At 65.1% G+C, this 12058-nt stretch carries 9 protein-coding genes; 7 read left to right on the top strand and 2 right to left on the bottom strand.

Translation table 11 applies throughout. The features are described from left to right. Positions 1 to 155 precede the first annotated feature (155 nt). The 3 genes from ABH900_RS02115 (at position 156) to lolA (ending at position 5250) form a co-directional block, all read left to right on the top strand. Positions 156 to 2519, top strand: a complete 2364-nt coding sequence (locus ABH900_RS02115; protein WP_429620821.1) for a DNA translocase FtsK — start codon at positions 156 to 158, stop codon at positions 2517 to 2519. A gap of 38 nt (positions 2520 to 2557) precedes the next feature. Next, the gene (locus ABH900_RS02110; RefSeq protein ID WP_429620819.1) at positions 2558 to 4501 is read left to right on the top strand and encodes a DUF3857 domain-containing protein; all 1944 of its coding nucleotides are present in this window, start codon (positions 2558 to 2560) and stop codon (positions 4499 to 4501) included. A gap of 110 nt (positions 4502 to 4611) precedes the next feature. Next, on the top strand, positions 4612 to 5250 hold the full coding sequence (gene lolA / locus ABH900_RS02105; protein WP_429620817.1) for an outer membrane lipoprotein chaperone LolA: 639 nt from the start codon (positions 4612 to 4614) through the stop codon (positions 5248 to 5250). Between the two features lie 221 nt (positions 5251 to 5471). On the opposite strand, the gene ABH900_RS02100 is transcribed toward lolA, so the two are convergent. Continuing rightward, on the bottom strand, positions 5472 to 6632 hold the full coding sequence (locus tag ABH900_RS02100) for a hypothetical protein (protein WP_429620815.1): 1161 nt from the start codon (positions 6630 to 6632) through the stop codon (positions 5472 to 5474). A gap of 330 nt (positions 6633 to 6962) precedes the next feature. Here ABH900_RS02100 and ABH900_RS02095 point away from each other — a divergent pair, with 330 nt between their 5' ends. Beyond that, a complete protein-coding gene (locus ABH900_RS02095; RefSeq protein WP_429620813.1) occupies positions 6963 to 8261 on the top strand; it encodes a replication-associated recombination protein A in 1299 nt (432 codons plus the stop codon). Positions 8262 to 8406: 145 nt separating this feature from the next. After that, the gene (locus tag ABH900_RS02090; RefSeq protein ID WP_429620811.1) at positions 8407 to 8778 is read left to right on the top strand and encodes a DUF805 domain-containing protein; all 372 of its coding nucleotides are present in this window, start codon (positions 8407 to 8409) and stop codon (positions 8776 to 8778) included. Between the two features lie 42 nt (positions 8779 to 8820). Here the strand turns inward: ABH900_RS02090 and ABH900_RS02085 are convergent, their stop codons facing one another. Further along, complete coding sequence (locus ABH900_RS02085) at positions 8821 to 9195, bottom strand: hypothetical protein (protein ID WP_429620809.1); 375 nt, start codon at positions 9193 to 9195, stop codon at positions 8821 to 8823. 282 nt (positions 9196 to 9477) lie between these two features. On the opposite strand from ABH900_RS02085, the gene ABH900_RS02080 reads away from it, so the two are divergent. Next, positions 9478 to 10506 carry an alpha/beta hydrolase gene (locus ABH900_RS02080; RefSeq protein WP_429620807.1) on the top strand — a complete coding sequence of 343 codons (1029 nt, stop codon included), beginning with the start codon at positions 9478 to 9480 and terminating at the stop codon, positions 10504 to 10506. A gap of 132 nt (positions 10507 to 10638) precedes the next feature. Continuing rightward, positions 10639 to 12015, top strand: coding sequence for an ATP-binding protein (locus ABH900_RS02075; RefSeq protein ID WP_429621410.1), 1377 nt, complete (start codon positions 10639 to 10641; stop codon positions 12013 to 12015). Positions 12016 to 12058: the final 43 nt, after the last annotated feature.

Genomic DNA, 12058 nt, shown 5'->3' with positions numbered 1-12058 from the left:
CTGGGGCAGGGCGATTCAAGCCGATGAACAGAACGCCGTCATCCACCGGCCGTTCGGGAGCCTCGGATGGCCCGTCAGATGTCGCATAACTGAAAACTGACGCCGTCTCATTTATTATCAATCACTAACAGCGCATTCCAAAGGTATGGTCTAAGGTGGCGAAGCAGGTCCCCGAACGCTCCAAGTCCGACGACAGCAAGGCGTCACGTCGCACGGCCGCGGCGGCGACGACCGACAATCCACGACGTCAACGCCTCTGGCGCGACCTTGGCCTGATCGCCATCGCGCCGGCGCTGCTGTACCTGGCGGCCAGCCTTTTCACCTATTCAGCTACTGACCCGGGCTGGTCGCATACCGGCAGTGTGGTCGCGCCGGTGCACAACATGGGCGGACGTGCGGGTGCCTGGATCGCCGACGTGCTGCTGCAGCTGTTTGGCTACATCGCCTTCCTGCTGCCGGTGGTGCTGGGCGCGCTGGCGTGGATCGCCATGTTCGGACTCAAGCGTGAGAGCAAGGGCGAGAACGACCTGGACCCGGCACTGCGGCTGGTCGGGCTGGTCGGTTTCCTGATCGCCGGCACCGGTTTCCTGCATGTGCGCCTGTTCAGTGGCGATGTCTCCAGTGCTGGCGGCATCCTCGGCAAGCTGGTGGGCAACTCGCTCACGGTGGGCTTCGGTGCGCTGGGCGCGAACCTGTTCGTGCTGGTACTGCTGTTGGCTTCGATCACCCTGGCGACCGGGCTGTCCTGGTTCACGGTGATGGAGAAGATCGGCCGTGGCGTGATGTCGCTTGCACCGTTGCTGGAGCGCAAGAAGGAAGAAGTCACCGAATGGCAGCAGACCCGCGTGATGCGCGAGGAACGCCAGGAGGTGCGCAAGGCCGATGCCGAGGTGCGCGCCAAGCGCGAGCCGGTGAAGATCGAGCCGCGCCCGGAGCCGGTGATCGAGAAGAGCGACCGGGCCAAGCGGGACAACCAGATTCCGATGTTCCGCGGGGTCAATGGCGACGGCTCGGACCTGCCGCCGCTGGCCCTGCTGGATGACCCCAAGCCGCAGCCGAAGGGCTACGACGAAGAGACGCTGGAGACCCTGTCACGGCAGATCGAGTTCAAGCTGAAGGACTTCCGCATCGACGCGCAGGTGGTTGGTGCCAACCCGGGCCCGGTCATCACCCGTTTCGAGATCGAGCCGGCACCGGGCATCAAGGTCAGCCAGATCAGCTCGCTGGACAAGGACATCGCGCGTGGCCTGTCGGTGAAGTCGGTGCGTGTGGTCGACGTCATTCCAGGCAAGTCGGTGATCGGCCTGGAGATTCCCAACGTCACCCGCGAAATGATCTTCCTGTCCGAGCTGCTGCGCTCGAAGGAATACGACAAGTCCGCCAGTGCGCTGACCCTGGCGCTGGGCAAGGATATCGCCGGCCGTCCGACCGTGGCCGACCTGGCGCGCATGCCGCACCTGCTGGTGGCCGGTACCACCGGTTCGGGCAAGTCGGTAGCGGTCAACGCGATGGTGCTGAGCCTGCTGTTCAAGGCTTCGCCCAAAGACCTGCGGATGCTGATGATCGACCCGAAGATGCTCGAACTGAGCGTCTACCAGGGCATCCCGCACCTGCTGGCGCCGGTGGTCACCGACATGAAGGAGGCCGCCAACGGCCTGCGCTGGTGCGTGGCCGAGATGGAGCGCCGATACAAGCTGATGAGCGCGGTGGGCGTGCGCAACCTGGCCGGCTTCAACAAGAAGGTGAAGGAAGCCGAGGACGCCGGGCAGCCGATGATGGACCCGCTGTTCAAGCCGAACCCGGAACTGGGCGAAGCGCCGCGTCCACTGGAGACGTTGCCGTTCATCGTCATCTTCATCGACGAATTCGCCGACATGATGATGATCGTCGGCAAGAAGGTGGAAGAACTGATCGCGCGCCTGGCGCAGAAGGCGCGTGCGGCCGGCATCCACCTGATCCTGGCCACGCAGCGCCCGTCGGTGGACGTGATCACCGGCCTGATCAAGGCCAACATCCCGACCCGCATCGCGTTCCAGGTCAGCTCCAAGATCGACTCGCGCACCATCCTCGACCAGTCCGGCGCGGAAACCCTGCTCGGCCATGGCGACATGCTGTACCTGCCGCCGGGCACCGCCATGCCTGAGCGTGTGCACGGCGCCTTCGTCTCCGACGAGGAAGTGCATCGCGTGGTCGAGCACCTCAAGGCGATGGGCCCGGCCGACTATGTCGATGGCGTGCTGGACGAAGTGCAGACGATGGGCGACGGCGTGGTGGTCGGTGCGACCGGCCTGCCGGAGACCAGTTCCGGCGGCGGCGATGAATCCGACCCGTTGTATGACGAAGCGCTGCGGGTGGTCACCGAGACCCGTCGCGCCTCGATCTCCGGCGTGCAGCGCCGGCTGAAGATCGGCTACAACCGTGCGGCGCGGCTGATCGAGGCCATGGAAGCGGCCGGCGTGGTCAGCTCGCCCGAGCACAATGGCGACCGCACGGTGCTGGCACCGCCGCCGCCGAAGTAAGACCCGACGTACCCCCACGACGTCCAAGGAACCGACGCATGCTTCACTCCGTACCAAGCGCGCTGGCGCTGGCGCTGGCAGGCCTTCTGGCTGCTGGCCCGGCACTGGCAGAAACCGCCGCCGCCGCGCCCGCCACGGCACCGCCCTCCAACAGCGGTGATACCGAAGCCAGCAACAACTTCAGCATTGTCCGTTACCGTGCCGATTACCAGGTGCGGCCGGATGCGGGCAATGTGCAGACCGAAACCTATGAGGTCCTGCTAAAGACCAAGGCCTCCGTCGAGCAGTTCAGCCAGGTGCGGCTGAGCTACAGCGAGAAGATGGAGACGCTGGACGTGCTCAGCGCCTACACGATCACCGCCGACGGCCAGCGCCGCGATGTGCCGGCCGATCGCATCTACACCCAGGAAAGCTACTCCAGCGCCTCGGCGGCGATGTACGCCGATCGCAAGGTGCGGGTGATCGTATTCCCGAACCTGGCCCCGGGTACGCGGCTGTTCTACCAGCTGCGCCGCACCCAGACGACGCCGTACTTCCCGGGCTACTTCGGCCTGTGGGAAACCTTCAATGTGTTCACCGAATACGAAGACGCCGAAGTCACCCTGAGTGCGCCGGCCAATCTGCCGATGTTCGTTGATACGCGGGGCGTACAGGGCAGCGACCGGCCTACGGTGAAGAACGGCCAGGCGCAGTGGCGCTGGCGCTACCAGCGCCGTGAAGCGATGCAGGCGCAGAACTGGTCGGCGGCCGGCTGGGAATTCGGCCCGAACATCATGGCCAGCACCTATCGTGACTGGTCGCAGATGGGCCGCGCCTACCAGCTCAAGGCGGGCCCGGCCGCGCAGGTCACCCCGGAACTGCAGGCGTTGGCCGACCAGGTCACCGCTGGCATCAACGACCGCCGCGAGCAGGCCGATGCGCTGTACCGCTGGGTGGCGCAGAACATCCGCTACGTGGCGGTGTACCTGGGCAATGGCGGCCTGGAGCCGAACAGTGCACAGAGCATCCTCGACAACCACTACGGCGACTGCAAGGACCATGTGACCATCCTGGAAGCGCTGCTGGCGGCCAAAGGCATCGCCAGTTCGCCGGTGCTGATCGGTGCCGGGGGCGGCCCCACGTTGCCGAAGATCCCGGTGCTGGGCCGTTTCAACCATGCCATCACCTACGTTCCCGAGTTCGATCTGTACCTGGACTCGACCACTGCATGGGCGCGCTTCGGCCAGCTGCCCGAAGGTGACCTCGGTGCACCGGTGGTGCGGACGGCGGACGCCACGCTGGCACGCACGCCGGCCAACAGCCCGCAGCGCAATGCCACCTCGATGGAGGTGCGTTTCACCTTCGACGCCAACGGCAACCTGCGCGGTGAGACGGTGCCGAAGCTGGGTGAAAATGCCGAGATCGGCATGCGCGCCCAGTTCGCCCAGCTCAACGCACAGAACCGTGCGCGCGCTGAGGAGCAGATCATGGCCGCGTCCGGCTTCGATGGGCGAGGGCAGCTGCAGCTGCAGGGTGTGCCGGTCGACCTGACCCGCCCGTTCGGTTATCGCATGGCCTTCCAGGCCGAGGACTACGCCGACTTCAGCGTGGCCGGTGGCATGGCCGTGCCGGATCCGCCGGGTGGTGAGTCGGTGCGTGGCCTGTATGCCACGGCCTCGGCACCGGCCAACGAGACGCCGTTCTACTGCAATGCCAGCCTGCGCGAGGAAACCTACCGCCTGCAGTTCCCGGCCAACGCGCCGATCATCGCCATCCCGGCCAGCCAGCGTTTTGCCAACGCCGCCGGCGAGTATCGGGTCGACTGGAGCCGCGAGGGCCAGGAGGTGATCGTGCACCACCGCCTGCAGCAGAATGCGGTGCGTGGCCCGGAGGCGCTGTGCCAGCCGCAGGACTACACAGCGTTCCGCGCGCTGTACCGCGAGGTGCGTCGCGGCTTCCGAGGCCAAGTGCTGTACGGCAGATTGCCGGCGTCGGGCGGCTGAATCGCCGATGGACGCACGGGGCGGCATAATGTCGCCCTGATCGCCCATTCATCTTTGACCGGGCACACTGCAACCCATCTTCCTGGCGCATGCGCCCACAGGATTCCTGCATGAACTTCCGCTTCCGCCGTTTCCTCGCCACCACCACCCTGGCCGTGGCCTGTGCTGCCGCCGGCAGCGCCTGGGCCGGTGCCCGCGATGACCTGAAGAGTTTCACCAGCGGCCTGAAGGGGCTGGATGGACAGTTCAGCCAGCAGGTGTTCGACAGCCGGGGCAAGGTGAAGGAGGCAACCAGCGGCCGCGTAGCGCTGTCGGCGCCGCGCCTGTTCCGCTGGGAATATGTGCGCCCGCACGAACAGCTGATCGTGGCTGACGGCAAGAAGGTCTGGATGTACGAGCCGGACCTGGAGCAGGCCACCGTGCGTGAGCAGGGCAAGGAAGAGCAGAACAGCCCGCTGACCGCGCTGATCAACCCGGCGCTGCTGGAGCAGCAGTACGACGTCAGCGAAGAGGCCGCACAGCGTGACGGTCTGCAGTGGCTGTCGCTGTCGCCGAAGCGCGAAACCGAAGCCAGCTTCCAGTACGCCGCGCTGGGCTTCAATGCCCAGGGCCTGGCGAAGATGGAAATCACCGATGCCCTCGGTCAGCGCACCGTGATCACCTTCAGTGGCTGGAAGCGCAACCCGGGCTTCGCCGCCGGCACCTTCAGCTTCACCCCGCCGAAGGGCACCGACGTCATCGGTAATTGACGCGCGACGCCGGGCATGGCCCGGCGCTACCTGCTCTGGTGGGTGTCAACCTTCGCCCTTGGTGGGTGTCAACCTTGGTTGACACGCTTTTGATCTGCCGGCCAGCGGCTGGCACTACCGGCTACTGCGGCCTGATCCGCCGGGCATGCCTCGGCGCTACCGCGATCCGACCTGACCCGCTCTGGTAGGTGCCAACCTTGGTTGGCACGCTTTCGGCCGGCTTATCCGTTGTCCGGATGAACGATGACCTGCCAGTCGAAGCCATCGAAGCGGACCAGATCCCAGGGCGTCAGCACCCACAGCACGCTACCGACGGAACTGATGTCGACGATCGTCGCATCTCTCAGTTCTTCGGGGATGCCTTCCAGTAAGGGTTCAACTACCCCGGTTTCGTGGCTGTAGACGTACAGGCCTGCATATTCAGTGCCGATGTAGATCTGTTGCCCATGTTGGCAGGCCGAGTTGAAGTTGATGTCCTCGCTTACGTCATGGCGTAGGTACTCAAATCCAGTAGAGATGTTGCCGGTAACGATGGCGCTTTCCTTGCCGACAAAGAAGAGGCGGCCCTGGTCAGTTCTACAGGCATGAAACAGCTCCGCAGTGGTGACTTGCTCGGGCTGCGTCCACTTCAAGCCATTCCAGTGCGCAATCAAGCCATCTGAGCCGATTGCGTAGAGGTCTGTTAAGCCGGTTCCGCAGAGGTCGTTCACGCTGGCGACGTCAAAACTGGCGAGCAACTCCCTGTGCGCGGGGGCTTTGCGGCCCTCAACTATCTGGCTGCGTGTTTCGTCGAACTTCCGACGCAGCTCGGCCTCACGTTTTGTCGGATCAGTGGGTAGTGGGGGAACGCCGTCGAGTTCGAATATGTGGCCGCAATACAAAAGCCAAGTTTCGAAGTCCATCGAATCAAGATCGTCCTCGAGACTCCTGCGCCCGGGTGCGGGGAAGTGCGTGGGAAGTTGCTTCCACCCAGCCTCGTTGCGGTGATAGATCATTCCGTGCACACCGCAACAGAACAGATCTTCGCCGAGCTGCCGAATGCGGGTGAGGCCACCTGTATCCGCCTTCACGCGCTCAATCGTGGCGCCAGTGCGGCCGTAATGTTCCAGCTGTCCCCAGTAGTCCAGCGCGAGTAAGCGCTGTGGGCCACCACTGTCTTCTGGCGGGATGAACAGTGTGGACATGACCTGGAAGTCCAGCAGGTCGTGATGGAACCATCCTTCCTGGGGTACGCGGCCAAAGACGAACATCCGGGTGGGCGGGCCGGGATCCGGGTCGTAGTATTCATGGGCTGGGCCGAGGGCTGCAGCCAGATAGTAGATATCCGCATTGACAGCGCAGCCGGCAACGAACTCAAGCACATTAGAGTCGGGATCGCGCACGTGTACGTCCTGGAAGGTTGAGTTTCGGATTCTCGGCTGCTGGCGACGGCGCGTGGCGCTGCGAGGCAGTGAGCTCTGTTGGATCAGTAACTTACCTATGACTTGCCAGTGGCTGCTACGGTCTATTTCCGACAGATTGCGAGGTTGCCGGCCAGCGGCCGGCACTACCGATCAAAGCACATCTCCGATCCGCCGAGCACGGCCCGGCGCTACCGCTGTTGGTAGGTGCCAACCTTGGTTGGCACGCTCTCGCGGTACAATGACCACGTGGCAAGACATCGTTCAACCTCATTCCCCGGCCCCGATCTGCTGAGCGTCGATCGGGAACACATGCGCCCGCTGGCCGAGCGCATGCGACCGCGCACCCTGGACGAAATGGTCGGGCAGAAGCGCCTGCTGGCGCCGGACAGCGCGCTGCGCCGTGCGGTCGAGTCCGGGCGCGTGCATTCGATGATCCTGTGGGGGCCGCCTGGCTGCGGCAAGACCACGCTGGCGTTGTTGCTGGCCGAATACTCCGACGCCGAATTCCGCGCCATCTCTGCCGTGCTGTCCGGCCTGCCGGAGGTACGCCAGGTGCTGGCCGAAGCCGCGCAGCGCTTTGCCGAAGGCCGGCGCACCGTGTTGTTTGTGGATGAGGTGCATCGCTTCAACAAGGCGCAGCAGGATGCATTCCTGCCGCACATCGAGCGTGGCACGATCCTGTTCGTCGGTGCCACCACCGAGAACCCGTCATTCGAGTTGAACTCGGCACTGCTGTCGCGCTGCCGCGTGCATGTGCTGGAAGGCGTCTCGCCGACCGACATCGTTGAAGCGCTGGAACGTGCGCTCGGTGACCGCGAACGCGGCCTGGGCGAAGAGCGCATCGAGGTTGCTCCCGAGCTGTTGCTGGAAATCGCAACCGCCGCCGATGGTGATGTGCGGCGTGCGCTGACGCTGCTGGAGATCGCCGCCGAGCTGGCAGGCGGGGAGGGCGGTCGCATCACGCCCCAGACCCTGACCCAGGTGCTGGCCGATCGTACCCGTCGTTTCGACAAGGGCGGCGAGCAGTTCTACGACCAGATCTCGGCGCTGCACAAATCGGTGCGCAGCTCCAACCCTGATGCTGCGCTGTACTGGCTGACCCGCATGCTCGATGGCGGTTGCGATCCGTCCTATCTGGCGCGCCGGCTGACCCGCATGGCCATCGAGGATATCGGCCTGGCCGATCCGCGCGCGCAGAGCATGGCGCTGGAAGCCTGGGATATCTACGAGCGGCTGGGCAGCCCGGAAGGCGAGCTCGCGTTCGCCCAGCTGGTGCTGTACCTGGCCAGCACCGCCAAATCGAATGCCGGCTATGCGGCTTTCAACCAGGCCAAGGCCGACGTGCGCGAAAGCGGCACCGAAGAAGTGCCGCTGCACCTGCGCAATGCGCCGACCAAACTGATGAAGGAGCTCGGTTACGGTGCCGAGTACCAGTACGACCACGACGCCGAAGGCGGTATCGCGCTGGACCAGACCGGCTTCCCGGATGCGATGGGCGAGCGGGTGTATTACAACCCGGTTCCGCGCGGTCTGGAGATCAAGCTGAAGGAAAAGCTGGACCGTTTGCGCGCCGAGCGCGAAGCGGCGCGGGCCGCAAAGGGCCGTTGATCCTGCTTCTGTAGAGTCGAGCACGGCTCGACTGCTTTTCGCATCGCATCGCGGCGACCGACAGCCGAGCATGGCTCGGCTCTACATTGTCCTGCGCGCGTTCATTTGGCACACTGCGCGGCTTCTCTTTTCAAGGATCGATGCCGTGCAGGAAATGATTCTGCCGTTGAAGCGTTACGCCCAGTTCGATGGTCGTGCCAACCGCCGTGAGTACTGGATGTTCCAGCTGTTCATGCTGATCGTCTCAGCCGTCCTGATGGTGCCGCTCATCGCCGCTTTGGTGATGCAGTCCGACGGCCTGGGCATCGCGTCGATCATCCTGTTTGTCGTGTTCTGGTTGGCCACCCTGCTGCCGGTCATCGCCGTCACCGTGCGCCGCCTGCATGACTGCAACCAGTCGGGCTGGATGTACCTGCTGGCCTTCATTCCGTTCGGCGGCCTGGTGATTTTCGTGTTCGCGCTGCTGCCGGGGACGCCGCAGGAGAACGCGTATGGTCCGGTGCCTGCGGGGCCGTGACGCAGTGGGAGCCGAGCATGGCTCGGCTCTACAGAAGTGCGATTACTTGAGGCTGCAATCGCCGAAGGACAGATAGTCCGTGCCCGAGCTGAACTGCAGCGTGCAGCTGGCGGTAAAGATGGCGCCTTCTTCCAGTGCACCGAGTTTGGCGCCCTGCTGCTCATCGGAGGTGGTCAGCCGGGCCAGCACATTGCCCTGGTCATCGCCGGCTTCGATCAGGGGTTCTCCCTGCAGGTTGCTGGAAATACCCAGCGCCACGGCGGTGAAGGTCACCGTCTGGTTGAGTTCTTCCATGCTCAGCGTCGAGTTGCCGGCCTCTTCATAGGCCTGGTAGAGCGTGGGCAGATCCTGTGCGGCGTGGGCGGCCAGCGGCGCAAGCAGGCCGAGGGTAAGGGCGATCAGTGCGGTGTGCTTCAAGGGGGTCTCACAATCATGGGATCCAATCCCATGGCGGTCGTGGTGCGATGAACGCGGCCCGGCCGGCGGCAACGTGCCCGCCATCCATGGCCGCGCTGGAAGCGGGGCGATCCAATGCCCCGGTGGGCGGCAAAATAGGTGAATTGCCGCCTTCTGTGCAACCCGGACATGCGCGCGCGTGATACACAGCGTGACGTGTGATCGATGTGATAATCATTCGCGTTTGAGGTAGACTGCGGTCCCCTGTGAACCGGCGGCCGCGGGCCGCTTCTGCCGCCGCCGATGAAGCATTTCGTCCTGCCTTCGCACCGTGGTCCGCTGGCCCGCGGACTGGTCGCCCTGATGATGGGTCTGCTCCTGGCTACTCCGTACGCCCATGCGCAGCAGCGCAATCCGCTGCAGAAGATCGGTCACACCGTGCTCGACGAGCCGGCAGCGAGCTATCGCTTCGAGCATTTCGTGGTGAGCAGCCCCGACCAGCAGCGCCGCTGGCGGGTGAACATGGCGATCCCGGTCAAGGCCGGCAAGGCGCCGCTGCCGGTGTTGTACGCGCTGGACGGCAATGCCGTGGCGATGGTGCTGGACCAGCCGATCCTGGCCGAGCTGGCCGCACGCAAGGCGCCGCCGGTGTTGGTGCTGATCGGCTACGACAACGATCTGCGTATCGATTCGAAGGCGCGCACCCTCGACTACACCGCGTGGATCGACCGCGCCGACGATGAGAACGGCACGACCGAGGCCGCCGGCGGTGGTGCGGCGGCGTTCCTCGATGTGATCGAGCGCCGCATCAAGCCGGAAGTCGAGCGCCGCGCACGCATCGATGCGCAGCAGCAATCGCTGTGGGGCCACTCGCTGGGCGGCCTGTTCGTGCTCAATGCGCTGTATACCCGGCCGGCGGCGTTCCAGGCCTACCTGGCTGCCAGCCCGTCGTTGTGGTGGAGCCAGGGTGCGGCGCTGGGTGATCCCGAGCAGCAGTTCGTACAGAACGTGCACGGCCAGCCGGCGAAGCTGTGGCTGATGCTCGGCGGTGCCGAGCGTATCGGCGACCGCGGCAAGCGCGATATGAACAATCCGCGCGTGGTCGCGCACCTGCGCCGCATCGGCGGTGCCACCCCGGATGCAGCACTGCAGCTGTCCGAGCGGCTGGGCAAGGTGCCGGGCCTGAGCGTGCGGTACCGCGAGTTCGATGGCCTCGGCCACGGCCCGATGCTACCGGCCTCGTTCCACGCCGCGCTGCATGAGCTGTACGGCGTGACCGACCGCAGTGCTGGTGACGGTGCGCCCAGCGGTGGCGACAGCGCCACCGAATGAATTGCCTCGCACGCAACGCCGTGCGACCCCATACCCAGGCGAGGCTGCCGAGCGCAGCGGCCCAGGCAACCGATGAATCCCGCGCCACGTGGCGCGGCCTACGTGTGCAAGGAGCCTGCCATGTCGTTTCCCCTGTCTCTCCGTCCGTCCCTTCGCATCACCACGCTGGCCGCCGGCCTGCTGCTGGCGGTTGCCGCCACCGCACAGCCGGTGTTCGACCAGCCCGCCAACGCCACCTTCAAGGGCGAGGTTGTCTCGCGCGGTGAGAATGTGGTTCCCGGCAGTACTGCCGACGTGGTTGGTCGTGGCTTCGTGCCAGGCCAGAAGGTCAGCCTGCTGCGCGGTGACAGCGTGCTCAACACGCAGCCGGTGGTGGTCGATGCCGATGGCAACTTCAAGACCCAGCTGAGCATTCCGACCGATGCGGTGCCGGGCACCCACCCGGTGGTGGTGCGCGCCAGCCAGCCGGCCGCAGCCACCGTGCTGAAGCTGCGCGTCTCGCCACAGCTGCCGTTGTCCGGCCAGGCGCAGTTCGCCACCCAGTCCAACAGGCTGGTGCCGGGCCTGTACCAGTCCGCCTACAGCGCTGCCAGCAATGCAGTGTTTGTGACCTCGGCCGTGGGTCGCCCGCCGGTGACTCAGTCGCAGCTGCTGAAGCTGGACCCGAAGTCGCTGAAGGTGACCAAGGCGATCACCCCAGCGCAGGTGCCGGGCAGTACCAATGGCGCGGTGTACGCGGTCTACGGCGTGGGCGTGGATGACGTCAATGGCAATGTGTGGGTGACCAATACCCGCCAGAACTCGATCGCGGTGTACCGCCAGAAGGATCTGTCGCTGGTGCATCAGTTCCCGGTCGATGCCGTGCCGCATGCGCGCGACGTGGTGGTCGATGGCACCCATGGCAAGGTGTTTGCATCGGCCACGGGCGAGGACCACCTGTCGGTGTTCGATGCCAAGACCTTCAAGGAGCTGCCGGCGGTGACGCTGGAATCCGGCGTCGATGATGGCAAGTTCACCCCGATGAGCCTGGTGCTGGACGAGAAGGGCGGCAAGCTGTTCACCGTCAGCATCGGTACCCCTGAAGCGGCGGTGATCGATGTGGCCAGTGGCAAGGTCGAGAAAGTCATCGATCTGGGCAACTCGATCAGCGCCTCGGGCGTCGCCTTCGACCCAGCACGCAATCGTCTGTACGTGGCCTCGCAGGGTACCGACAACCTGCTGATCGTCGATGTGGCTGCCGGCAAGGTGCTGCACGACGTGCCGGTCGGTGCCGGCGCATTGAATGTTGCCTTCGATGATGCCTCCGGCCTGGCCTACGTCAGCAGCCGCGGCGCCGGTACGGTCACCGTGGTGAACGGCGACGGCAAGGTGGTGGCCAACCTCGATGGTGGCACGCTGCCGAACCATGTGCGCGCCGATGGCAAGGGCAATGTGTATGCCGTGAACAAGTCGCGCGGCGCGGAAGACCCGAAGGGTGACCGCATCACCCGCATCACCCCGAAGCAGTAAGCCACAGGGCAGGGCGGCGTGCGCGTCGCCCTGCCCGCAAGGA

This window comes from Stenotrophomonas sp. AN71, assembly GCF_050435725.1.
Taxonomy (GTDB): Bacteria; Pseudomonadota; Gammaproteobacteria; order Xanthomonadales; family Xanthomonadaceae; genus Stenotrophomonas.
This window is presented reverse-complemented; position numbering and strand designations above follow the sequence as displayed.

Excerpts from the sequence above, each read along its gene's own strand:
- ABH900_RS02110 (WP_429620819.1), top strand. The coding sequence starts at position 2,558 with ATGCTTCACTCCGTACCAAGCGCGCTGGCGCTGGCGCTGGCAGGCCTT.
- lolA (WP_429620817.1), top strand. The coding sequence starts at position 4,612 with ATGAACTTCCGCTTCCGCCGTTTCCTCGCCACCACCACCCTGGCCGTG.
- ABH900_RS02095 (WP_429620813.1), top strand. The coding sequence starts at position 6,963 with ATGCGCCCGCTGGCCGAGCGCATGCGACCGCGCACCCTGGACGAAATG.
- ABH900_RS02080 (WP_429620807.1), top strand. The coding sequence starts at position 9,478 with ATGAAGCATTTCGTCCTGCCTTCGCACCGTGGTCCGCTGGCCCGCGGA.